The following is a 24,585-nucleotide window of genomic DNA, read 5'->3' as shown; positions in this document are numbered from 1 at the left end:
AAAAGTATTCAACAATAAAACTTTATAGTAAAAATTTATATCAAAAACATAAATTTGCATGTTTTTATTTTTGACAAGGCTACTTAAAAGGGCTTGTAAATTTAAAGCGCCTTTATAAACTCTTTAAATTTATCGCCTCGCTCGGCATAGCTCTTAAACTGATCAAGACTTGCAGCTGCCGGGCTTAGAAGCGCTATCTCGCTAGTCTTTAGTTCTTTATTTATCTCATTGACAGCATTTTGTAAAAAGTCGCATTTCAAAGCCGGTATGCCAAATTTAGTCGCTAATTTCATGAGTTTGTCACTATTTGAGCCAATGGCGTAAATTTTTACTCTTAAACTCTTTAAGCCTTCAAAAAGTGGCGTCATATCAACACCCTTATCATCGCCACCAAGTATTAGATGTATGAAATGATCTTTGTAGCGTTTAACAGCTTGTATGCTCGCATCTATGTTAGTCGCTTTTGTGTCATTGACCCAGATTCTGCCATTTTTATCGCTAAATTCTTCAAGCTTATTTGCCTCGATAACGAAGGTATTTAAAAGCGCGACATCGCAGCGGTCAAATAAAATTTTCTCTACCGCAAGTGCTAGCAGCGCATCAAGCAAAAACGGCGTTTTAAAGGCTATATCGCCCAAATTTACACCACAAAATTTAGCCAAGTCGTTCTCGTCTTTATAAGTGATCACTTTTGCCTTTGTTGGCGTGCTAGCGTAAATTTCAGGCACGATCGCCACGCTACTTTCGCTCATGCTAGCAAGCGGCTTTAGCTTAGCCTTTTCGTACTCACTCATGTCGCCATGCCAGCTTAGATGATCTGGAGTGATCGGCAAAAGCACGTAGATACCAGGTGTGGCGTGATTTGTGTAGTGAAGAGTAAATGAGCTAGTCTCAAGTATCCAAATTTTAGCATGCGGATCTAAATTTGCCAGCGCGATACCAACATTACCGCCCATGACTGAGCCCTTGCTCTCTAGTAGATGCTGCGTCATCTTTGTGGTCGTAGTCTTGCCGTTTGTGCCACTTATCCAGATATTAAATGGCAGATTTTCTTTATAAATTTCATAAAAATAGTCATACTCGCTTACCAAATTTCTAGCTTTTTTAATAAGCTCGTGATGAGGTGGAATACCTGGGCTTGGTATCTCTAGGCTGCTTTTTGCTGGGTCAAATTCGCTAACTGGCAAAAGAGCATTGCCAAACTCATCTTTTGAAATTTCACTAAATTTATCATCATAGATATCCCAAAGGCCGTCTTTTGTGAAATTCTTTGCGATCGCCTTTATCGTGCCACCGTAGCCAAATAGCGATTTTTTCATGACTTTCCTTATCTGATCTTTAGCGCAGTTAGTGCGATTAGGTTTGCTAAAAGTGCGATGATCCAAAAGCGAACGATGATCTTATTTTCCGCCCAGCCTTTTATCTCAAAATGGTGATGTATAGGTGCCATGAGAAAAATTCTGCGTTTAAAAATTTTAAAGCTGCCCACTTGCAAGATGACGCTTAGGGTTTCAACGACAAATATAAGGCCAATAATGATGAGTAAGATTTCGTTTTTGGTCGCAACACCCATAAAACCGATATATGCTCCAACGCTTAAGCTACCGCTATCGCCCATAAAGACTTCAGCTGGATGGCAGTTAAACCATAAAAAGCCCATCAATGAGCCAATTAGAGCTGAAGAGACAACAACGCTTTCGCCAACGCCTACGATCTTTGGTAAGAGTAAATATGAGCTAAAGACAGCGTGTCCGCAGATATAAGCAAAAACGCCAAGTGTTAAAAGTGAAAATATCGATGGCACAGTAGCTAGCCCGTCAAGCCCGTCTGTTAAATTTACTGAATTTGAAGCAGCGACTATGACTAGCGTCCAAAAGAAAATGGCAAAAATTTTTAAATCTAAAATAGGTTGCTTAAAAAAAGGTAGATAAAATTCGGTGCTAAGCTCGTGACTTGCATATAAAAAAACAGAAATTACAAAGGCTATTAAAAACTGAAAAAAGAGCTTTGCTTTTGGGCTTAGGCCGGCGTGATTTTTTGCGCCTAAAATTTTGCTGTAATCGTCCTTGTAGCCAAGCAGCGTAAAGCAAACTAGGCAAAAGAGTGATGTTAAGACAAATGCGTTATCAAGCCTTGCGCAAATTATCGTGGAAAGTACGGCTGTAAAGACAAAAACAAGTCCGCCCATGGTCGGCGTTTTGGCCTTTTTTTGGTGAGTTTGTGGGGCAAGCTCGTAGATAGGCTGGGCGGCGTTTTTTGCCTTTGCCCAAGTGATAAATTTGGGCATCAAATAAGTTGTGAGTGCAAAAGCGATGAAAAAAGCGATACCAGCACGAACGGTGATGTATTGAAAGATATTAAAATTTAAAATTTCATAGATATAGTAAAACATGAGAGCCTTTATTTTTAAAAAAAAGCAATTTTAGTATAATGGCCTTAAAAATTATCTAAAATTAAGGATAAATTTTCAAAATGAGTCAAAAAACTATTTTAATAATAACTGATGGTATTGGATTTAATAAAAGCGCTAAATTTAACGCATTTGAGGCGGCTAAAAAGCCAAATTACGAGAAATTTTTTAAAGAAATTCCAAACTCGCTCATAAAAACCTCTGGAAACGCTGTGGGACTACCTGAAGGGCAGATGGGAAACAGCGAAGTAGGGCATATGTGTATAGGAAGTGGGCGAGTTTTGTATCAAAATTTGGTCAAAATTTCACGCAGCTTCGCTGATGGCTCGATAGCAGAAAATGAAGCCCTAAAAGCTCTTTTTAAAAAGTGCAAAAAAATTCACGTCATAGGGCTTTATAGCGATGGCGGCGTGCACTCACATATGGAGCATTTTGATGGCATGTGCGAGCTTGCTAGCAAAAATGGCTGCGAAGTTTTTGCCCACGCTATCACCGATGGACGCGACGTTAGCCCAAACAGCGGTCTAAATTTAATAAAAAACTTGGAGACTAAATTTAAGGTAGCGACGGTTTGTGGAAGATTTTACGCGATGGATAGAGATAAACGCTGGGAGCGCGTAAAAGAGGCCTATGATAGCTTGGTAGAGGGAGCAAATTTAAGCAGCTTATCGCCAAGTGAGTATCTACAAAAAAGCTACGATGAGGGCGTGACAGATGAGTTTGTAAAGCCAGCAAGCTTTAATGGCTTTAAGGGCATGGGCGAAGATGACGGCGTGATCTTTATAAATTTTAGAAATGATAGAGCAAGAGAGATTTGCCAGGCTTTGGGCGAAGAGAAATTTAGCGAGTTTGAGCGACCTTTTGCTATCAAAAATCTAATCACCATGACCGAATACGACGCAAATTTTAAATTTGAAGTGCTCTTTAAAAATGAAAAGATAAAAAACACCCTAAGCGAGGTCATAGCGGCTGCTGGTCTAAGGCAGCTTCACACGGCTGAGACTGAAAAATACGCCCATGTAACATTTTTCTTTAATGGTGGCGTCGAAGAATTAGCCAGCAACGAAACGAGGGTGCTAATCCCTAGCCCAAAGGTAAAGACCTATGACGAAAAGCCAGAGATGAGTGCAGCAGAAGTTTGTAAAGCTGTGCTAAAGGGTATGGATGATGAACAAGACTTCATCGTGGTAAATTTCGCAAATGGCGATATGGTAGGGCACACTGGAAATTACGAGGCCGCAATCAAAGCAGTAGAGGCAGTAGATACGGCTCTTGGAGAAATTTACACTAAGGCAAAAGAGAAAAACTATGCGATGATCATCACGAGCGATCACGGAAACTGCGAAGAGATGCGCGATAGCAGCGGTGAGCTACTGACAAACCACACGACTTATGATGTCTTTTGTTTTGTGATGGCTGATGGCGTAAAAAAAGTAAAAAACGGCGGTCTAAACAACATCGCTCCTAGTGTTTTAAAGATCATGGGGCTTGAAATTCCAGCTGAGATGGACGAGGCATTAATATAAAAGAATGGAACTAGTCGAGTTTTTTGGAGCTGATAAAGTCATAACCTTTATGCTCCTTTTTGCACGTCTTAGTGGGCTTATCGTATTTTTTCCATTTTTTTCTCACAATCAAATCCCGCTTAGTGTAAAAACTTTACTAGTTTTTGCCCTTTGTATCGTGCTTTTTCCATTATCTCACACCCATGAGCACGCTATAAATTTTTTGATCATGGAAATTTTAAGTGAGGCCATGCTCGGACTTTGCGCTGGACTTTTGCTAAATATCGTTTTTGCCATACTTCAAATGGCTGGCGAGCAAATCTCGATGATTATGGGTTTCTCGATGGCTTCGGTGCTTGATCCGCAAACTGGTACAAATTCGCCAGTGATTGCAAATATTTTAAATTTTATTGCGCTTCTTGCATTTTTGATGCTTGATGGGCACCATTTAATATTGCAGTTTTATTCCACTTCACTTTCTGCTATACCGCTTGGAGATTTTTATCCAAGAAGCGGTGTGATGAGCTACACCCTAAAGCTTTTTGGCAATCTTTTTATGTTTGGATTTGTTCTGGCTTTTCCTATTATCGCGCTTTCTATACTTTCAGATGCTATTTTTGGCATGCTTATGAAAACTATGCCACAATTTAACCTATTAGTCGTTGGTTATCCTATTAAGGTAAGTATCGGCTTTTCGGTTTTGATAGCTATTTTAGCTGGCATTATAAAAATCATAACTGATATGATGGTGCAGATTTTAAACGATATGCCAGCACTATTTTTTTAAGTAAATAGCAATGAAATTTATCATAGAATACAGCCTCAAGCTCTTCAAGGAGGGATCATGAAAGTTGCACTTGTAAACAAAAACCCAGCAGTTTCTCGTCTTATAACGTTAAGTTTAAATAAGCTAGGCATAGAATATAGCGAATTTGACGATGTTAATAGTGTTGGAGATCAATTTGATTATATTATCATCGATAGTGATATGGATAGCAGCGATGTTAATTTAAATCAAAAGATAATGTATCTAGCACCTAGAGGCGGTGAAAAGCCAGATTTTGCTGATGTTATGCTTGAAAAGCCCTTTTTACCAACAGAATTTATTAGTTTGTTTGAACAAAACAAAGATACTGACAATGATAAAGAACTTGAGCTTGGGCTAGATGAGTCTGCAAATTTTAATGACTTTGACGAAAGCAATAAAAACTTTGATGATTTAGAAAATTTTGAGCTTCCAGAAATTGATATGGGTCTTGAAAATTTAGCAAAAGAAGATGATGAAGCAGAGAATTTTGATAATGAGGCTTTAGACGATGAGTTTTTAAAAGAGCAGCTAAGTGAACTGGAGACCGAGGATTTAAAGGATAAAGATATCAGTTTTGATGAAACAGACACTGAACTCATAGATGATGATATTATAAATGACATAGCTAGCAAATATATGGCTGATTCAGAAGATATAGACAAATCCTTAGAACAAAATAATGAGCCGCCTATGGTAAAAGAAGAGCATAGCGATGACTTTGATGAGCTTAGTTCGCTTGTAGATGAGATAGATGATATGGGCGAGAGCGACTTAGCGGATGAAGAGGCTAAAAACGAGCTTGATAAAATGGTCGAGCAAAATTCTCAAAATTTAGAAACTGCCGAGCTTAATGAAGATTTTGTAGATGATATAAGTCAAAGTAAAAAAGAGCTCAGCGAGATCGAATCTTTGGATAAAGAGCTAAACGAAGAAGCTAGCGAAGATAGTGAAAATTTTGATGAGCTAGAGACTGATTTTGGTAGTGATGAAAAATTTGAGCCTGAAAGCAGCGAGGCAAATTTGATAGATGAAGCTAGTCAAAATTTAGAGGAAGATATAGACGAAGAATCTACCAAAGAAGCAGAGGAGATTTCTTTGGATGAAGATATAGACCCCGAAAAAGAGCCAACTAAAGAAGATCATGAAGAAATTTCTGAAGAAGTCCTTGCTCAAGAAGATCTAGGTATGGTAGATGAGGTGTTTGAGGAAGAAAATTTTAAAGAAGAGACGTTGGGTAGCCTAAATTTTGATGTAGCGTCTATTGAGGAAATAGATGAAAATACGATGCAAGCAGCATTTGGATTAAATAATGCACCACAAACTAGCTCATGCGATGAAACAAAAATCGATGCTGACTATAAAGAAGAGCTAACCAAAAAGATCACAAAACACGTCCATGAGTCGTTAAATGAAAGCTCGCTAAGAGATGTGCTAAAAGATATGAACATAAAGATAAATATAAGTTTTGAGGAAAAGTAGTTGCAAGGACAAATTTTAGTAGTTTCTGGACCTAGTGGAAGTGGAAAAAGTACGCTTTTGGGCCGTCTTTTAAAGGAAGAGAAGGATCTTTATTTTTCTATTTCAAGCACGACAAGGGCAAAAAGAGAAGGTGAAGTCGATGGAGTGGATTACTATTTTATAAAAGAAGATGAGTTTAAAAGCGGCATAGAAAAGGGCGAATTTTTAGAATGGGCGCAGGTACATAAAAACTATTATGGCACGAGCCTAAAACCAGTTTTAGCAGCGCTTGAGGCTGGGAAGATAGTTATATTTGATATCGACGTACAAGGCTTTCACATCGCACTTGAAAAATTTAGAAGCTACATAACTTCAGTTTTTATCACGACTGCAAATAAAAAAGAGCTTAAAAAACGCTTGAAAAACCGCGGAACTGATAGCGACGAAACGATAGAAAATCGCCTAATGAACGCAGTTGGTGAGATGGAACACATCTTAGAATATGATTATTTTTTGGTAAATGATGACATTGAAAAGAGTTATAAGGGCCTAAAATCAATTCTTAGAGCGATGAGGCTAAAAAGCGCGAAAATAGACTTAAGACGCGTTATTGATGAGTGGATAGATTGCTAGAAATTCAGGAATTTATGATAACATTTTGAAAAATTTATTGAGGAGAAAAAATGGGTTCTTTTAGTATTGGTCACTGGCTAGTTGTTTTAGCGATTATTGTTTTACTTTTTGGAGCAAAGAAGATCCCAGAACTTGCAAAAGGACTAGGCAAAGGTATAAAGACTTTTAAGGCTGAGATGGAGGATACAACCACTGAAAAAAGTGAGAAAGTCGAGCATAAAGAAGAGAATGCCGATAGTCAAAAAATAGAAGAAACAACTAAAAACGCATAGGTTTTAGAGTTGAAAAATAAAATAAAAGCTGAAATTTCAAGGGTTTTAGAGCGTGAATTTGTGCTTGAAAAGCCAAAGGATAAAAATTTAGCCCACTATGCTACACCACTTTTTAGCCTAGCAAAGGAGTTAAGAAAGTCACCAGCCATGATAGCTAGCGAGTTTGCTGATAAATTTAGTGATAGCAAAATAGTTGAAGCTGGTGCAGTAAATGGCTACTTAAATTTCAAGCTAAAAAGAGAGTTTTTAGATGAAATTTCAAAGCAAATTTTGCTAGACAGCGAAAATTTTGCAAAAGAAGATGCAAAAAAAGATAGCTATTTAATAGAATATATCAGTGCAAATCCAACTGGACCACTTCACATCGGACACGTTAGAGGTGCAGTTTATGGCGATACTTTGGCAAGACTTGGCAAAAGACTTGGCTACGCTATCTCAACAGAATACTACATAAACGATGCTGGAAATCAAATCGACCTACTTGGCACTTCGATATCACTTGCAGCCAAAGAGCAGCTTTTTAATGAAAGCGTTGTCTATCCAGAGAAATACTACCGCGGGGATTATATTTTAGATATTGCTAGGCTTGCAAGTGAGAAATTTGGCAAGGAAATTTTTTATGACGAGAGCAGAAACCTTGAGCTTGCCGAGTTTGGCAAGGATATCGTACTTGAAATCATTAAAAAAGATTTGGCGGACGTTGGGATATTTATAGAGAGCTGGGCTAGTGAAAAGGCTCTTTATGACGGCCTAGAGCCAACTATAAACAAGCTAAAACGTTCAAATCAAATGTATGAAAAAGAGGGCGCTACTTATATCGCTTCGACCACGCTTGGTGACGACAACGATAGGGTTGTGGTTAGAAATGACGGCAGACCGACATATTTAGCTGGCGACATCATCTATCATAACGCTAAATTTGAGAAAAATTTTGACCACTACATAAACATTTGGGGCGCGGATCACCACGGATATATCGCAAGGCTAAAGGCTGCGATAAATTTCCTTGGTTACGATGAAAACAGGCTTGAAGTGATACTCATGCAGATGGTTAGCCTACTAAAAGAGGGCAAGCCATATAAAATGAGCAAGCGCGCTGGCAATGCGGTGCTGATGAGCGATATCGCGAGTGAGATCGGTGCTGAGGCGCTTAGATTTATCTTTATAAGCAAGGCGAATACGAGTAGCTTGGAGTTTGACGTGGATGAGCTTAAAAAAGAGGATAGCTCAAACCCTATTTTTTACATAAACTACGCTCACGCTAGGATAAATCAGGTATTTGCAAAGGCTGAAAAAAGCGTTAGTGATGTGATAAATGCGGACTTTGAGTGTCTAGATGAAAATGCTAGAAATTTACTTTTTGAAGCACTGATATTGCCTGAAATTTTAGAGGACGCTTTTATCTCAAGACAGCTTCAAAAGATCCCAGACTATTTGAAGTCACTGGCTGCTAGCTTTCATAAATTTTATAATGAAAACCGCGTGGTTGGAAATGAAAATGAAGATAGTTTGTTAAAAGTCTTTGCAGTCGTTGCAGTTTCTATAAAAACATCATTTAATATAATGGGAATCACAGCTAAAGATAGGATGTAATCTAATTAAAAACTTTTGCGAAAAAATATTTATTATGTTTTATTAAAATATAACTAAGTAAGCCTTTGATCACCTGATTTTATAAGATTTTCTAGTGCACTTCGCAAGGCTTTTGCGTCGCTATTTTCATGGGATAAAAAATTTACTTGGCCAAATTTCTTTCTAAGCTTTTTTAGTTATAGGCTGGTAAAAGTATATTTTTCGCCAAGGATGATCATGGTCCTATCCCTTTATTTTTATTTTAAATTCACATTATAAAATTCGTCCAATTATACCCAAACGTGCTAATTGCATTTTTAAAAAAAGAGTTAAGGTTAAAATATGTCTCATAAATTTCTTGCTGTGCTTGTTTTGGCGCTGATCTGTGCCATTTCTTTTGCACTCTCAAACACGCTTCTAGCCAAATTTCACACTAGCCCGCTCATCATCTCTATCATTCTTGGCGCCATTTTTGCAAATCTTTTCACCAAACAGACTCAAATTTTAAAATCAAGCGGCATCGTAGCGATTGCCGGAAAGCAAATTTTAAGACTTGGTATCGTACTTTTTGGCTTTAACATAAGCCTTAGCGAGATCGCAAGTGTTGGCACTCTTGGTGTGACATATGCAGCTTTTATGGTCTTTGTAACCTTTTGCTTTGCGCTTTTTGCCGCCAAAGCTTTGGGACTTAGCAAGGATAGTGCTGTGCTCATTGGCTCAGGGGCTAGCATATGCGGCGCAGCTGCTGTTATGGCTACTCAAAATGAGATAAAAGCAGACGCAAACAAGCTTGCTATCGCTATTTGCACGGTGGTGCTTTTTGGGACGATTGGCATGTTTATCTATCCATTTATCGCTAAATTTCTAGCTCTCACGCCACACCAAACTGGCTTTTTTATCGGAGGCTCACTTCACGAAGTGGCCCATGTAGTTGCAGCTTCAGCAGCATTTGACGGCACAGCAAGTAGCACCGCCGTCATCATAAAAATGCTTCGCGTCATCATGCTAGTACCATTTTTGTTTTTGCTAAATTTCTTAAATTTAAGCCAAAATAGTGGTAGTTCAAAGCTAAAGAGCATACCATGGTTTGCGCTATTTTTCCTAGTGGCGATATGCGTTAGATCTTTGTCATTTTTCCCTGAAAATTTGGTGCAAATTTTGAAGCTAGCTGCTAGCATTTGCCTTTGCGTTGCGATGTGTGCATTGGGGTTTGGGATAGATAAGAGTATATTTAAAGCGACTGGCAAAAAGCCATTTTTGCTAGCATTTTTTATATTTTTATGGCTTATTTGCTCTTCGCTTGTCTTTGTTAAGACTCTTTGCTAGTTTTTAGCTTTTGCAAAAACTCTTCGATGTTGTATTTTGCTCTATAAGCTGGGCTTAAAAGATGTATCAAAATGTCACCAAGGTCCATCACGATCCAATCAGGCGAGCTCTCCGTGCCTATAAATTTTTCTCCAAGAGGTTTAAGCTCCTCTTTTAGATCCTCGCTCAGTGAGTAAGCGTGCCTCTCGCCAAGCGTAGTAGCGATAACTACGGCTTTTACGAAATAATCATCTCCACTCATATCAAACACTTGTATCTCTTCAGCCTTTTTTGCGTCTAAAACCTTAACTATACTTTCGGTGCGCTCTTGCATCGATCTCTCTTGCATTTTGTATCCTTGGTAAAAATTTATAATTTCATCTTTTATCTCGCTAGGCAGCTCATCAAGCCCCTTTTGGTGCCTGATCTGCGACGAGCTAACATCCACGTGCACGTCCATTTTTTGTAAATTACGTGGAATTTCTATGTGATTGCGCTTGGCGATCACAAACTGCACTAAATTTTTTAGCTCCTCATATCCGTGCCACTTATCAAGCGTGGCTAGGTGGTCTGCGCCTATTATGAGATAAAATTTCTCTATCTTGAATTTCTCATACAAATACTTAACCGTCTCTATGGTAGGCACTGGGCGAGCTAATTTTATCTCATAGTCTGAGATCTCGACCTTCTCTAGGCCGCCCCAAATTTCTCTTATCCACTTTAGGCGAAGCTCTGGCGGAGCTGAAAATTCGCTCTTAAAGGGACTTATAAAAGTTGGCATGATGATGAGCTTGTCGATGTCAAGGCCGCTTAGTGCCATTTTCACAATGCTATCGTGTCCTAAATGAACCGGATCAAAGCTCCCGCCAAAAAGTGCTAACTTCATCTATCAAAGTACCTTGTTTATATTTGTTTTAAAATTCTTTTTTGTAGAATTAGGCGTAATTATATCAAAAGGAGCTAAGATGTCAGTTAAAGTAGCAATAAACGGCTTTGGGCGTATCGGTAGGTGTGCTGCTCGTATTATTTTAGAGCGTGATGATGTTGAGCTTGTCGCTATTAACGACACCGCAACAAGGGATATGACGAGGTATTTGCTCAAATACGACAGCGTACATGGCGAATTTAAGCAAGACGTTAAGGTGATAAGCGACGATTTTATAGAAGTAAATGGCAAAAAGATAAGAGTTTTTTCTACAAGAGATCTAAACGAGCTTAGCTACGCAGACTACGGCGTAGACGTGGTTTTAGAGTGCACTGGCAAGTTTTTAACCACTGAAAAATGTGAGCCATATCTTGCTTACGGTGTCAAAAAAGTCGTTATGAGCGCTCCAGCAAAAGATGAGACTGCGACATTTGTAGTTGGAGTAAATGACGATAAATACGCAGGCGAAGCGATCGTCTCAAACGCAAGCTGCACCACAAACGGCCTAGCTCCAGTTGCAAAGGTGCTAAACGATAAATTTGGCATCGTAAAAGGGCTCATGACCACGATCCACGCATATACAAATGGTCAAAGCCTAGTTGATGTAAAAGCTAAAGATTTCCGCCGCTCACGCGCAGCAGCGCTAAATATCGGACCTACGACAACTGGAGCTGCAAAAGCGATCGCTAAAGTGCTTCCAGAACTAAGCGGCAAATTGCACGGTCAAGCGGTTCGCGTGCCAGTGGCAAACGTCTCTATGGTCGATCTAACGGCGGTTTTAAAAAGACCAGCTAGCAAAGATGAGATAAACGAGGCATTTAGAGCGGCTGCGGAGTCAAATTTAAAGGGAATTTTATCTGTTGATGATGACTACAGAGTTAGCAGCGACTTTTGCACAAGTACCTTTAGCAGCATCGTAGCGAGCGACACTACGCAGGTCATCGCTGATGATATGGTAAAAGTCTTTGCGTGGTACGACAACGAATGGGGCTACTCAACAAGGCTTGTCGATCTTGCTAAGATCGTGGCTACAAAGTAAATTTAAAGGGTGAAAAATGAGTGATATTTTATCGATCAACGACCTTGAGCTTAATGGTGCAAAAGTCTTTATAAGGTGCGATTTTAACGTGCCTATGGACGAGTTTTTAAACATCACTGATGACCGCAGGATCCGCTCAGCGATACCAACTATCCGCTACTGCTTGGATAATGGCTGCAGCGTGGTTTTGGCTAGTCACTTAGGGCGTCCAAAAAACGGCTATGAAGAGAAATTTTCACTTCAAGGCGTGGCTAAGAGGCTATCAAGACTGCTTGATAGAGAGGTGATATTTGCTGAAGATGTGATCGGAAATGACGCTAAAACAAAGGCTGCAGCTCTAAAGGCTGGCGAAATTTTAATGATAGAAAATTTACGCTTTGAAAAGGGCGAAACCAAAAACGATGAGGCTTTGGCAAAAGAGCTTTCAGGATTTGGCGAATTTTATATAAATGACGCATTTGGCGTTTGCCACAGAGCTCACGCATCGGTCGAGGCGATCACTAAATTTTACGATGAAAAACACAAGGCAGCGGGATTTTTACTACAAAAAGAGATAAATTTCGCTCAAAATTTGATAAAACATCCATCTCGTCCATTTGTCGCAGTTGTGGGCGGTAGCAAGGTGAGCGGCAAGCTTCAAGCCCTACATAACCTTCTGCCACGCGTCGATAAGCTCATAATCGGCGGCGGCATGGCATTTACATTTTTAAAATCACTTGGTGAAAACATCGGAAATTCGCTCCTTGAAGAAGAGCTCATCGAAGATGCAAGGCAAATTTTACAAAAAGGCAAAGAGCTAGGTGTGAAAATTTACCTGCCAGTAGATGTCGTCGCTGCTCAGACATTTTCAGCTGAAAGTGCCGTAAAATACGTCCCAGCTCAAGAGATCCCAAATGGCTGGATGGGGCTTGACATCGGGCCTGCGTCGATTAGGCTATTTAAAGAGGTCATCGCCGATGCGCAAACCATATGGTGGAACGGACCTATGGGCGTTTTTGAGATGGATAAATTTAGCAAAGGTAGCATCAAAATGAGCCACGCTATCATCGACACTCACGCGACAACCGTCGTTGGCGGTGGCGATACGGCTGACGTGGTCGAGCGCGCAGGAGACGCTGATGAGATGACATTTATCTCGACTGGCGGCGGTGCTAGCTTGGAGCTCATTGAAGGCAAAGAGCTGCCTGGCATAAAGCCGCTTAGAAAAGAGGAGTAGGTCTTGAAATTTCTAGCGAATTTAAAGTGCAACCACACAAGAGCAAGCTTTAGAGAGTACGCGAAAATTTTAGACGCAAATTTAAGCGCAAACGACGACGTGAGCGTGTTTGCTCCAGCTAGTGCCTTTGATGAAAAAAGGCATCTCTTTAGGCTTGGGGCGCAGAATTTCTACCCATGCGAGAGTGGGGCATTTACTGGCGAGATCGGCAAGGCGATGCTTGATGAATTTGAGATCAAAGATGTGCTGATCGGCCACTCTGAGAGGCGTGAAATTTTAAACGAAAGCGAGGATTTTTTGCGAGCGAAATTTGACTTTGCTGCAAAAAATGGCTGGAATGTCATCTACTGCATCGGTGAAAATTTAAGCACAAATGAAAGCGGAGCGACCAAAGAATTTCTAAGCCGCCAGCTTGAAAATATAGACCTAGATTATAAAAATTTAGTCATCGCCTACGAGCCGATCTGGGCGATAGGAACCGGTAAAAGCGCTAACATAGAGCAGATAGATGAGGTGCTAAGTTTTTTAAAGACAAAGGCAAACGTGCCGCTACTTTACGGCGGAAGCGTCAATGCAGCAAACATCGCTGATATCGCAGGTATAAAAAGCTGCGATGGGGTTTTGGTAGGCACAGCCAGCTGGGATGCCTCTGGTTTCTTGGAACTTATTAGCACCCACTCGCATCGCTATACTTCGTTGTCTTAAAATTTTGCTCGGTCATTACCTATATGGTAACTCCCGTCGCAAAATTTCAAGTTGCCTAGTCTAGCTTCGCGATACTGCCGCTATCAAATTTGGTTTAAAATTCGAATTGTAAATTTTAAAGGAGAAATAATGATTTTAAAAGGCAAAAAGGGCCTCATCGTCGGCGTCGCTAACGCCAAATCTATCGCTTACGGCATTGCCGAAGCTTGTTACGCCCAGGGTGCGCAGATGGCATTTACATATCTAAATGATGCTCTTAAAAAGCGTGTAAAGCCAATCGCAGAGGAGTTTGGTAGCAAATTTGTTTACGAACTTGATGTGAATAATCAGGCACATTTAGATGGGCTTGCGGGTCAAATCAAAAAAGACCTTGGCGAGATTGATTTCGTCGTGCATGCAGTGGCTTACGCACCAAAAGAGGCGCTTGAGGGCGAGTTCGTAAATACTACCAAAGAGGCCTTTGACATCGCGATGGGCACGAGCGTGTATTCGCTACTAAGCCTCACGCGCGCGGTGTTGCCAGTACTAAAAGAGGGCGGCTCGGTGCTTACGCTCACGTATCTAGGCGGACCAAAATTTGTGCCACACTACAACGTAATGGGCGTTGCCAAAGCGGCACTTGAAAGCTCGGTTCGCTACCTAGCGCACGACCTTGGCGCTAAAAATATTCGCTTAAATGCGATCAGCGCAGGCCCTATCAAAACGCTTGCTGCAAGCGGAATAGGCGATTTTAGGATGATTTTGCGCTACAACGAAGTAAATAGCCCACTAAAACGAAACGTCACGACTGAAGATGTCGGTAACAGCGCGATGTATCTACTCAGCGACCTTGCTAGCGGCGTAACAGGCGAAGTTCACTACGTAGACTGCGGCTATAACATCATGGGCATGGGCGACGTGGCTACCGATGCCGAGGGCAATACGATCCTAGCTTGGGACGCAAAATAATCTGCTAATACAAATTTTTGGCGGGGCGACTCGCCAAATTCTTCTTTTAAATTTCATCAAATTTATTGTAACGGTACGCAATAAGAGCTCTAGGGTGGCTTATAGATACAAATAAGCCGGGCTTGGGAGCTTGGTCGAAGAACGGCTAAATAAGCTAAAAATGGGTGAAATTTTACTGCGTGATGAGGGCGGGGCGCAAAGCGAGCTTTTAGGACTTCAGGTAACTACTTGCTCACCGATGGGAGCGCTTGTTTATGGGTGTGGTGGCATCGTGATGAATGGAGGTTGGCTGCGCCTACTTGGTTCAGGATGTGAGCAGATGAAGCGTGGAATTTATAGCTTTAACCTTGGCAAAAGCTTTAGCGAGGTAGGACAGATGCCTAGCTATTTGCTCGTAGCAAACGATATTTTGGGTAAATTTTTCACACTAAATGGCGTCGACTTTGGTGGCAAAGCCGGCAATATCTTTTACTGCGTGCCAGACAAGCGGCAAATGGGAAGATGCACAGCTTGGCTACTCGTAGTTTTTATACTGGGCGCTATGCGGCGGTATATCTAAATTTTACAAGCTTTATCGCTGGGACGTCTGGTGTGAGGATGTGAGAAATTTTAGTCTTGATAGGACGATATTTGCGCTACCACCTATACTTTAGCAAGACATCAACGTAAGCCTAAGACTAAAAGATATGAAAAAAGATAGCATTTGCATTAATGAATTTTTCATTTTTGCCTTTAAGGGGTGTCTAGTAAATTTATATGATACTTCCAGCAGATCCAGGAGTTTTGCTCTATTTTATTTAAAATTTATAAAAATTATTCATAAGCTACTTAAGAGTGTTTATAAAAACAATTCCGAATACTAAAAAAAGTAAAATTTATTTTAAATTTCTTAAGCCTCTCTTGATAAAAATTATCTACAAAATTTAAGAATTTTTATACTTATAATAATTTTCTATTAAAAATTAACCTTATTTATTACTTTGATAAAATTATTTAATTTAGCTGTTTATCTCGATATTTAATTAATTTATTAGATAATTAAAATTTAAAAATAGTTTATATTTTTACCAAAAAACTCAAAAATTTATCCAAAATTTATACTTAAAATTATAATATTCAATCTCAAAATTATGCTATAAAATTAAAATAGTAATTTTAATAACCAAATTAGGAGAAAATATGAGATTTAAAAGCTTATTTAAACTCTCTCTTGCAGCAAGCATAGCAGTTTGTGCAAACGGGGCAGACGAGAGCGTATTAAGCGGAGTTGAGGTAACAAGTAGCAGTGGTGGATACGGCGTTGATGACATCAAAATTTCAACCAGAAACGCTAGCCTAGTAAAAGACGTGATGAGAGATATTCCTGGCGTTTATGTAGGCGGCACAAACGGCATGAACCAAAAAATTTATATGAGGGGCGTTAGCGACCGCGGTCTAAATATCACGATAGACGGTGCGAAGCAAAACGGAAATACATTTCACCACAACGCTGACTTGCTGATCGATCCAGATCTTATAAAAGCAGTCGATGTCGAGGTTGGCTCAAGATCAGTGGTAAATGGCTCGGGTGCGCTTGGCGGTTCAGTCGCCTTTAAAACGGTCGATACAAAGGACTTGCTTAATGATGGTGAGATTATAGGCGCAAAGATAAAGACAGGATACGCCTCAAATAACAGCGAATTTTCTCAAGGCCTTATGCTCTTTACTGCACCAGTTGAAGGGCTTGATTTTATAGCTGCTATTAATCACAAGGGCTACGACTACGGCAAAAGCGGCAACAAAAGAAAGATAGGCGGCGATGGCAACGATCTTAGCTATCTTTTAAAGCTTGGTTATAGCTTCCTTGATGCACATAGAATTTCTATCTCAAGAGAACATAATGAATTTAAAGGCATGTATCCAATGAGAGCCGAGTTTGGCAGCTGGTATACTGGTCAATTTCCTGTTGATAACCGAAAATATGAACGTGATACTACAACGCTAAAATACGAGTATAAACCAAGTGATCTTCTAAATTTAGATGTAACGGTATACAATACCGAGCATAAAAAAGATGACCCGGTCTTAAAAATTTTAGGCGTAAAAACAAACGGCATAAATGCAAAGGCTAAAAGTGTAGTAGAGACCGGTGCTTTGACACAGACGCTTAGATACGGCGCTGAGTTTTACCAAAGTAAAAATTTTAATAAGCCAAACAACCACTACCCTGAAAAGGTAAATAACTACTCAATCTATGCAGAAGATGCGCTAAATTTTAGCTCGCTAACTGTTACTCCAGGCATCAGATACACCCATTACGAGCTAAAAAGCTACGATGGTAGAGCCGGAAATGTAAAGAGCTACACTTATAAATACAATGAATTTACCCCAGCGCTTGCGCTTGACTATGAGATACTTAAAGGTCTTAACGCTTTTGCAAGCTATGCAAGAGTCTTTAGAGGGCCTGATGTCATGGAGTCTATGTATGCTAGTAGAGCAAAAAATTTTGAAGCAAATAAAGATCTAAAAGCAACGACTGGTAATAGCTATGAAACTGGTCTTAAATATCATGGCGATATAAATGAAGCTAGCTCATATAGCTTATCTGCAAAATACTTCATGACAAAATATAAAAACTTAATCGTAGATAACAGCTCTTATAAAGTTGGAACGCCGCCAAATGAAATAACTATATACAGACGTATAAACGCTGGTGGAGCTGATATAAGTGGTGTCGAGCTACTTGCAAGGCTAAATTTAGACGCACTAAGCCTAGCTGCTAGCTACACTCACCAAAAGGTAAAATATAAAGATAGAGTTGCAAACACAGAATGGGGCGGATACTATACCTCAAACGTTATCGGTTACCGCGATCAGGGCGATAAATATACGTTTAACGCAGAGTACGCATTTTCTAGCATTGATACGCTAATAGGCTACAACCTAATCTACTTTGCATCAAAAAATACCGTCTCAGCCGGTAATGATAAGAGCGCTAAGATACCAAGCTATGCAGTTAGCGATATCTATGCTAGCTATACGCCAAGTAGCGGCAAATTTAAAGGGCTAGAGATAAATGCTGGAATTTATAACCTCTTTAATAAAACTTATGCTTCGCAGTCTCAAAGAATGGCTGATTATACAGGCAATCCAAACTATGTAGACTGGGAGCCGGGTAGAAATTTCAAAGTAAACGTATCTTATAAATTTTAACTTCAAGGCAAGGTGAAAGCCTTGCCAAATTTCTCTTTTATATAAAAATCCTAGCTTTTTTCACCATACTGTTTGTTTTAAAATTAATATAGTATCATTTTGGCGACTAAACTTTTTTGGGAGAAAAAATGAGGCAGAAGCACTTTGAAGTGGTAATTGTCGGAGCAGGCATTAGTGGGACGGCGCTCTTTTACGAGTTGGCTGCATTTAGCGATATAAAAAAGGTCGCACTTTTAGAAAAATATGACGGCGTAGCTACTCTAAATTCAAACGGCAAAGGCAACTCACAGACTATTCACTGTGGTGATATCGAGACAAACTACACACTAGAAAAAGCAAAAAAAGTCTCTCGTGTGGCAAATATGCCAGTAAAATATGCTCTAAAATACAATCTTGATGGCAAATATATGTTCGCTCATCAAAAGATGGCACTAGCTATCGGAGATGCCGAAGTAGAGCGCATGAAAGAGCGATATGAGAGTTTTAGAGGGCTTTTTCCTTATCTTGAAATTTATGACAAAGAGAAGTTAAAACAAATCGAGCCAAACGTCGTTTTTGACGCAAATGGCAATGAGAGGACAGAAAACATCATCGCCATAGGCACGCAAAATGGGCAGTTTACGACGATGGATTTTGGTGGCTTAGCAAACTCACTTGTGCAAAATGCGCTAAATTTAGGCGCAGACGGCTACGAGATCAGCCTAAACTCAGAAGTAACTGATATAAAAAAGGCGGGTGATACATTTCACATAAAGATAAATGATGGCGAAGTGATTACTGCAAACTACGTCGTAGTAGATGCTGGAGGACACTCGCTATTTTTGGCTCACAAAATGGGTTATGGGCTTCATCTTAGCACGCTGCCCGTTGCTGGAAGCTTTTATTTCGCAAAAAAACGCCTGCTAAATGGCAAAGTCTATATGGTGCAAAACGATAAGCTACCATTTGCCGCGCTTCACGGCGATCCAGATATCCTAGCTAACGGAAACACTCGCTTTGGACCAACAGCTCTAGTCATACCAAAACTAGAGAGATACCACGGCTGTTCAAGCTTTTTTGACTTTTGTAAATGCCTAAAATTTGATAAAAATGTCTTTGAAGTCTTTACAAATCTCTTAAAAGATAGCGACATCAGATCTTATATTTTAAGAAATTTCTTATTTGAAGTGCCATTTATCAATAAAAAAGAATTTGTAAAAGATGCTAGAAAGATCGTACCAAGCCTAAGTGAAAATGACCTAAGCTATGCTGTAAATTTTGGCGGTGTAAGGCCACAAGTTATCGACCGTAATAAAAAGTGCCTTGAGCTTGGCGAGGGCAAGATAAGCACAGGCGAGGGCATAAGTTTTAATATGACTCCAAGTCCTGGTGCTACGAGTTGCTTTGAAATAGCAAGAACTGATATGATCGAAGCCTGTAAATTTTTAGGTAAAAATTTTAACGAAGAGAAATTTAACGCTGAGTTTTTTGAATAAAAATGGGAGTGTTTGATATTTTTAAAAAGGGTGCGGATATGCCAAAAACAGCACAACAAAGAAAAGATGAAAGTATAAAAATTTTAAAAAAAGAGGGCGTGGCTGTGCTTGAGAGTCTGTCACTAAGGTATGACAATAGTGAAGTTACGCCAAGAAGCGTTGATGAGATCATTGCTCGTGCGGTTTGCTCATTTACGGCGATCATGTGTGCCTGCACGATCCGAGACAATGGCCACTTAAGCGAAGATGAGATAGCCTGGGCTAAAGACTTTTTGGGCGATTTTTATGGCGATCTAAGTGTAAAAGAAAAAGAGGTCGTAGAGGGCAGGGCTGATATAAACGCTGCTGTAAATATGGGCTGGAAATATGAGTCGCTTTGGATCTTGCTTTGGGCGCTTGGCATAGCTGAAGATATCGGTGAGATGGATAAAATTTGTGACTGTGATTTTGTGATGAATGTTTTTAGAGAGGGTGGGCTCAAAAACCGCTCAAAACTGCGCAGCTTGGATGAAATTTTAAGCAAGCTTGACCTAGTTTATCGCTATCACTGGGCGTGTGTAAATGCTAGGATAAATGGTAAAAAGGTTGCTGGACTTGACGAAGAGGTCGTTATGGAAAGACGTGCAGGGCTTGAGTGGTTATGTTGCAAAGGTTGGGAAAATGACGACTTAAGAGCCGAATTTAACGCTTGGGACTACCCTGATCTAAATACGTAAATTTATATTTTTGCACTAAAATAAGCCAAAAATGAAAGGAAAAATATGAAAATTTTAGTAACTGGAACAGCTGGATTTATAGGATTTCACCTTGCGAATGCCCTTGTAGCACGTGGCGATGAGGTTGTTGGGTATGACGTTATAAATGACTACTATGATGTAAATTTAAAGCTTGCACGCCTAAAAACGGCAGGCTTTGACGTGAGCGAGATAGACTATGGCAAGCTTATCGTCTCAAAAACGCATCCAAATTTAAAATTTATAAAAGCAGATCTCGCTGATGAAAAGACGATGAAAGAGCTTTTTGCTAAAGAAAAATTTGACGTAGTGGTAAATTTAGCCGCACAAGCTGGCGTTCGCTACTCGCTCATAAATCCAAAAGCTTACATTGACAGCAACATCACAGGCTTTGTGAATATCCTCGAATGCTGCCGTCACAATGAGATCAAAAATTTAGTCTATGCAAGCTCTAGCTCAGTTTATGGCCTAAATGAAAACATGCCATTTTCTACGCACGAGGCGGTAAATCACCCTATAAGCCTCTACGCAGCGACTAAAAAGAGCAACGAGATGATGGCGCACACTTATAGCCATCTATTCAACGTACCAACGACTGGACTTCGCTTTTTTACAGTGTATGGACCATGGGGACGTCCTGATATGGCGCTATTTTTATTTGTTGATGCAGCGCTTAAAGATAAAACTATTGATGTCTTTAACTACGGCAAGATGAAGCGTGACTTTACCTACGTGGACGACATCGTAAAGGGTATCATTAAGTGCATCGATAATCCTGCAAAACCTAATCCAAATTGGGATGCAAAGCACCCAGATCCTGCCACTTCAAAAGCGCCGTTTAAGGTCTATAATATCGGCAACAACAGCCCAGTCGAGCTAATGGATTACATAAAGGCGGTTGAGATAAAGATCGGCCGCGAGATCAAGAAAAATTTCCTCCCACTTCAAGCAGGCGATGTGCCAGCGACATTTGCTGATGTGAGCGATTTGGTAGCTGACTTTGACTACAAGCCAAATACAAAAGTAAACGACGGCGTGGCTAAATTTGTCGAGTGGTATTGCGAGTTTTACGGAGTTAAAATTTAAGGAAAGCAGATGAGGCGATGCGAATGGGCAAAAGGCGAGCTTGATATAGCTTACCACGATAACGAGTGGGGCAAAGTCGTAAAAGATGATAGAAAATTTTTTGAAATGATAGTTTTAGAGGGCTTTCAAGCGGGGCTTTCGTGGCATGGGGTGCTTCAAAAAAGAGAGGCTATGAGAGAGGCGTTTGACGGCTTTGATCCAGAAAAGATCAAGCTTTACGGTGAGGACGAAATAGCGAAATTTATGCAAAACGAGAGGTTGATCCGCAACAGATTAAAACTAAAATCGCTTTCTGCAAACGCCATTGCATTTTTATCCGTAACCAAAGAATTTGGTAGCTTTTACGAGTATCTGTGGGGGCATTTACTTAAAAAATTTGACCCCAAATTTGACGGCAAACAGATCATAAATCACTATCAAAATATCAAACAAGTGCCAGCTACTACGCCTATGTCGGACTTTATGGCAAAGGAGCTAAAAAGGCGAGGGTTTAAATTTCTGGGCTCTGTTAGCACCTATGCCTTTTTGCAAAGTGTGGGCGTTATAGACGATCATATGGACTATTGTTTTTGTAAGAGCAAGGCTTGATCAGAATAATTTTTGCGGTTTTACTCCTTTTAAATTTTGCATTTTCTCTTGACCTGCTGCGACTTAGCGAGTATAAAGATCAAAACGTCTCAGGTTGGCTAGCTAGCGAGAAGCTTGATGGCGTGCGTGCCTACTGGGACGGAGAGAATTTACTCTCAAGGCAGGGTAAAAAGCTAAATGCACCGCTAAGTTTTACTAAAAATTTCCCAAAATTTGCGCTCGATGGCGAGCTTTACGCAAAAGAGCTTAAATTTGAAGAAATTCAAGCGACCGTGATGGATAAGCTACCCGATGAAAAAGCTTGGCAGAGGCTAAAATTTCATATTTTTGACGTGCCAGAGGCAAGTGGTGGCTTGCTTAATAGGCTTGAAATTTTGGCCAAATTTCTAAAAAATGAGCCAAATCACAATTTAATCATCATAAAACAGATAAAAATGCGAGATAACGCCCAGTTTTTAAAATTTACAGAGGACATTGTAGCAAAAGGCGGCGAGGGAGCAGTCGTGCGTGAGCCAAATGTGCCGTATGAGCGAAAAAGAAGCAAGAATGCGCTTAAATTTAAGAAATTTAAAGACGCTGAGTGCGAAGTGGTCTCCATAAATAAAGGCAGCGGTAAATACGCTAATCTTATTGGCTCGCTCACTTGTAAAGCGATTGGTGGCAAGGATAGTGAGGCAAAAGCTGGCACTATCTTTAAAATAGGCTCTGGACTAAGCGACGAGCAACGCACAAATCCCCCAAAGATAGGCTCCATAATCACATATAAATTTCAAAATTTAACGTCTTATGGCAAGCCAAGATTTCCTATATTTTTAAGGGTTAGAGAGGATTAAATTTTATTCAAAAGCCTTGCTTTACTTTTGCTTTACTCTATTTTTGATAAAATTAACCACTTTTTATGAAAGGCTTAAACTTGAAAATTTTAGTAACAGGTGGTGCTGGATATATCGGCAGCCACGTAGTAAAAGCACTTTTAAAGCAAGGCAATGATGAGATAACCATCATCGATAATCTCTGCAAGGGCTCACAAAAAGCACTTGAGGCGCTCCAAAAAATCGGAAATTTTAAATTTATAAACGCAAATTTAGAAGATGACCTAAGTGAAATTTTTGAAAATAGTAAATTTGATGCGATCATCCATTTTGCGGCGTTTATCGAGGTTTTTGAGAGTATGAGCGAGCCAATAAAATACTATCTAAACAACACCGCAAACGTTGCAAGGGTGCTAAGATACGCAAAAGCTTACAATGTAAATAAATTTATATTTAGCTCAACAGCCGCAGTTTACGGCGAGCCAGACGTGGCAGAAGTTAGCGAAACAACGCCTACAAATCCGATAAATCCATACGGCAGAAGTAAGCTTATGAGTGAGCAGATCATCAAAGATTATGCCTCTTCAAATGAAAATTTTAAATTTGCGATTTTACGTTACTTCAACGTGGCAGGCGCGGACGAAGAGGGGTTAATCGGTCAAAACTATCCAAATGCCACGCACCTTATCAAGGTGGCTGTGCAAACTATACTTGGCAAGCGTGATAGCATGGGCATCTTTGGCGATGACTACGCGACAAAAGATGGTACATGCGTTAGAGACTACATTCACGTTAGTGACCTAGCAGATGCTCACATTAGCGCACTAGAGTATATTGGCCAAAATGGCAGCGAAACTTTTAACGTGGGATATGGCAGAGGATTTAGCGTAAAAGAGGTCATCGAAACCGCCAAAAAAGTGAGTGGAGTAAATTTTAAGGTGCTAAATACGCCAAGAAGGGACGGCGACCCAGCTATCCTTATCTCAAACGCAAGCAAACTACGCTCACTAACTAGCTGGAAGCCAAAAAGAGATGACCTAGCACTCATCATAAAAACTGCCCTTGAGTGGGAAAAGAGAATTTAGGGGAAAGTATGAAAATAGCAGTAATTGGAACCGGATATGTTGGACTAGTAAGCGGTGCATGCTTTGCCAAAATGGGCAATAGCGTGATCTGCGTTGATGTTGATAACAAAAAGATCGAGGCACTAAAAAACGGCATCGTGCCGATATATGAGCCAGGGCTTGCTGATATCGTAAGTGACTGTTACAAAAATGGTTCGCTTAAATTTAGCACGCAGATAACTGAGGCGCTAGAGCATGCAGATGTGCTATTTATCGCAGTTGGCACGCCTATGGGCGCTGATGGGCAGGCGGATTTAAAATACGTTCTCTCGGTTGCCAAGTCTATCGGAGAAAATTTAAGCAAACCGCTAATCGTAGTTGATAAATCAACCGTTCCAGTGGGCACTGGAGCTAAGGTGCATGAGGTGATCGAGGCTGAGCTTAAAAAGAGAAATGTAGAAGTTAAATTTGAGGTAGTCTCAAACCCAGAGTTTTTAAAAGAGGGTGCGGCGGTTGAGGACTTTTTAAAGCCAGATCGCGTAGTTATCGGAGCTAGCAGTGAGTGGGGCTTTAGCGTGATGAGAGAGCTTTATGAGCCATTTATGAAAAATCACGACAGACTCATTTGTATGGACGTAAAATCAGCCGAGATGACAAAATACGCTGCAAATTCGATGCTGGCAACCAAAATAAGCTTTATAAACGAGATAGCAAATATCTGTGAACGCGTAGGCGCTGATGTAAATTTAGTAAGAAAAGGCATCGGCAGCGACTCAAGGATCGGATATAGCTTCATCTATCCAGGCTGCGGATATGGCGGCAGCTGCTTTCCAAAGGA

The 24,585-nt window shown here is 40.2% G+C and carries 24 protein-coding genes; 21 read left to right on the top strand and 3 right to left on the bottom strand.

The annotated features are described in order from the left end of the window. Positions 1 to 101: 101 nt before the first annotated feature. Together murD and mraY are read right to left on the bottom strand one after the other, a co-directional pair. On the bottom strand, positions 102 to 1,319 hold the full coding sequence (gene murD / locus B9N62_RS01465) for a UDP-N-acetylmuramoyl-L-alanine--D-glutamate ligase (RefSeq protein ID WP_087584060.1): 1,218 nt from the start codon (positions 1,317 to 1,319) through the stop codon (positions 102 to 104). An 8-nt stretch (positions 1,320 to 1,327) separates the two neighbouring features. Then, positions 1,328 to 2,392, bottom strand: a complete 1,065-nt coding sequence (gene mraY / locus B9N62_RS01460) for a phospho-N-acetylmuramoyl-pentapeptide-transferase (RefSeq protein ID WP_087584059.1) — start codon at positions 2,390 to 2,392, stop codon at positions 1,328 to 1,330. Between the two features lie 80 nt (positions 2,393 to 2,472). Here mraY and gpmI point away from each other — a divergent pair, with 80 nt between their 5' ends. From gpmI to B9N62_RS01425, 7 genes are all read left to right on the top strand, one after another. Continuing rightward, positions 2,473 to 3,936, top strand: a complete 1,464-nt coding sequence (gene gpmI, locus B9N62_RS01455; RefSeq protein WP_087584058.1) for a 2,3-bisphosphoglycerate-independent phosphoglycerate mutase — start codon at positions 2,473 to 2,475, stop codon at positions 3,934 to 3,936. Positions 3,937 to 3,940: 4 nt separating this feature from the next. Then, entirely contained in the window at positions 3,941 to 4,702 is a 762-nt protein-coding gene (fliR, locus tag B9N62_RS01450) for a flagellar biosynthetic protein FliR (protein WP_087584057.1), read from the top strand. A 57-nt stretch (positions 4,703 to 4,759) separates the two neighbouring features. Then, the gene (locus B9N62_RS01445) at positions 4,760 to 6,202 is read left to right on the top strand and encodes a Highly acidic protein (protein WP_087584056.1); all 1,443 of its coding nucleotides are present in this window, start codon (positions 4,760 to 4,762) and stop codon (positions 6,200 to 6,202) included. Continuing rightward, the gene (gene gmk / locus B9N62_RS01440) at positions 6,203 to 6,814 is read left to right on the top strand and encodes a guanylate kinase (protein WP_087584055.1); all 612 of its coding nucleotides are present in this window, start codon (positions 6,203 to 6,205) and stop codon (positions 6,812 to 6,814) included. 50 nt (positions 6,815 to 6,864) lie between these two features. Then, positions 6,865 to 7,086, top strand: coding sequence for a twin-arginine translocase TatA/TatE family subunit (tatA, locus tag B9N62_RS01435; RefSeq protein WP_087584054.1), 222 nt, complete (start codon positions 6,865 to 6,867; stop codon positions 7,084 to 7,086). 9 nt (positions 7,087 to 7,095) lie between these two features. Continuing rightward, complete coding sequence (gene argS / locus B9N62_RS01430; RefSeq protein WP_087584053.1) at positions 7,096 to 8,679, top strand: arginine--tRNA ligase; 1,584 nt, start codon at positions 7,096 to 7,098, stop codon at positions 8,677 to 8,679. A 321-nt stretch (positions 8,680 to 9,000) separates the two neighbouring features. Beyond that, positions 9,001 to 9,984, top strand: a complete 984-nt coding sequence (locus B9N62_RS01425; protein WP_087584052.1) for a YeiH family protein — start codon at positions 9,001 to 9,003, stop codon at positions 9,982 to 9,984. On the opposite strand, the gene nadD is transcribed toward B9N62_RS01425, so the two are convergent. Beyond that, on the bottom strand, positions 9,968 to 10,849 hold the full coding sequence (gene nadD / locus B9N62_RS01420; protein WP_087584051.1) for a nicotinate (nicotinamide) nucleotide adenylyltransferase: 882 nt from the start codon (positions 10,847 to 10,849) through the stop codon (positions 9,968 to 9,970). The genes B9N62_RS01425 and nadD overlap by 17 nt on opposite strands. Before the next feature lie 79 nt (positions 10,850 to 10,928). Here nadD and gap point away from each other — a divergent pair, with 79 nt between their 5' ends. The 14 genes from gap to B9N62_RS01355 form a co-directional block, all read left to right on the top strand. Further along, on the top strand, positions 10,929 to 11,927 hold the full coding sequence (gap, locus tag B9N62_RS01415; protein WP_087584050.1) for a type I glyceraldehyde-3-phosphate dehydrogenase: 999 nt from the start codon (positions 10,929 to 10,931) through the stop codon (positions 11,925 to 11,927). Between the two features lie 16 nt (positions 11,928 to 11,943). After that, positions 11,944 to 13,143, top strand: coding sequence for a phosphoglycerate kinase (locus B9N62_RS01410; RefSeq protein ID WP_021092107.1), 1,200 nt, complete (start codon positions 11,944 to 11,946; stop codon positions 13,141 to 13,143). Between the two features lie 3 nt (positions 13,144 to 13,146). Further along, positions 13,147 to 13,848 carry a triose-phosphate isomerase gene (locus tag B9N62_RS01405; protein WP_087584049.1) on the top strand — a complete coding sequence of 234 codons (702 nt, stop codon included), beginning with the start codon at positions 13,147 to 13,149 and terminating at the stop codon, positions 13,846 to 13,848. 129 nt (positions 13,849 to 13,977) lie between these two features. Then, entirely contained in the window at positions 13,978 to 14,796 is an 819-nt protein-coding gene (gene fabI / locus B9N62_RS01400; RefSeq protein ID WP_087584048.1) for an enoyl-ACP reductase FabI, read from the top strand. 130 nt (positions 14,797 to 14,926) lie between these two features. After that, a complete protein-coding gene (locus B9N62_RS10690) occupies positions 14,927 to 15,355 on the top strand; it encodes a DUF2625 domain-containing protein (protein WP_257640157.1) in 429 nt (142 codons plus the stop codon). Beyond that, the gene (locus B9N62_RS10935; protein WP_307772217.1) at positions 15,348 to 15,449 is read left to right on the top strand and encodes a hypothetical protein; all 102 of its coding nucleotides are present in this window, start codon (positions 15,348 to 15,350) and stop codon (positions 15,447 to 15,449) included. Before B9N62_RS10690 ends, B9N62_RS10935 begins: the two co-directional genes overlap by 8 nt. Positions 15,450 to 15,975: 526 nt before the next feature. Next, on the top strand, positions 15,976 to 17,988 hold the full coding sequence (locus B9N62_RS01390; RefSeq protein ID WP_087584047.1) for a TonB-dependent receptor domain-containing protein: 2,013 nt from the start codon (positions 15,976 to 15,978) through the stop codon (positions 17,986 to 17,988). A 128-nt stretch (positions 17,989 to 18,116) separates the two neighbouring features. Beyond that, the gene (locus B9N62_RS01385; RefSeq protein WP_087584046.1) at positions 18,117 to 19,463 is read left to right on the top strand and encodes an FAD-dependent oxidoreductase; all 1,347 of its coding nucleotides are present in this window, start codon (positions 18,117 to 18,119) and stop codon (positions 19,461 to 19,463) included. A 38-nt stretch (positions 19,464 to 19,501) separates the two neighbouring features. Next, positions 19,502 to 20,179, top strand: a complete 678-nt coding sequence (locus B9N62_RS01380) for a DUF4272 domain-containing protein (RefSeq protein WP_257640156.1) — start codon at positions 19,502 to 19,504, stop codon at positions 20,177 to 20,179. A gap of 45 nt (positions 20,180 to 20,224) precedes the next feature. Further along, a complete protein-coding gene (locus B9N62_RS01375) occupies positions 20,225 to 21,283 on the top strand; it encodes an NAD-dependent epimerase (RefSeq protein WP_087584044.1) in 1,059 nt (352 codons plus the stop codon). A 9-nt stretch (positions 21,284 to 21,292) separates the two neighbouring features. Next, positions 21,293 to 21,871 (top strand): DNA-3-methyladenine glycosylase I, encoded by a 579-nt coding sequence (locus tag B9N62_RS01370; RefSeq protein WP_087584043.1) that lies wholly within the window; start codon positions 21,293 to 21,295, stop codon positions 21,869 to 21,871. Next, positions 21,871 to 22,704 (top strand): DNA ligase, encoded by an 834-nt coding sequence (locus B9N62_RS01365; protein WP_087584138.1) that lies wholly within the window; start codon positions 21,871 to 21,873, stop codon positions 22,702 to 22,704. The genes B9N62_RS01370 and B9N62_RS01365 overlap by 1 nt, the downstream gene beginning before the upstream one ends. Before the next feature lie 80 nt (positions 22,705 to 22,784). Further along, on the top strand, positions 22,785 to 23,768 hold the full coding sequence (galE, locus tag B9N62_RS01360; RefSeq protein WP_087584042.1) for a UDP-glucose 4-epimerase GalE: 984 nt from the start codon (positions 22,785 to 22,787) through the stop codon (positions 23,766 to 23,768). An 8-nt stretch (positions 23,769 to 23,776) separates the two neighbouring features. After that, a partial coding sequence (locus B9N62_RS01355) for a UDP-glucose dehydrogenase family protein (RefSeq protein ID WP_141083194.1) occupies positions 23,777 to 24,585 on the top strand: 809 nt, incomplete at its 3' end.

The organism is Campylobacter concisus, assembly GCF_002165785.1.
Classification (GTDB): Bacteria; Campylobacterota; Campylobacteria; order Campylobacterales; family Campylobacteraceae; genus Campylobacter_A; species Campylobacter_A concisus_W.
This window is presented reverse-complemented; position numbering and strand designations above follow the sequence as displayed.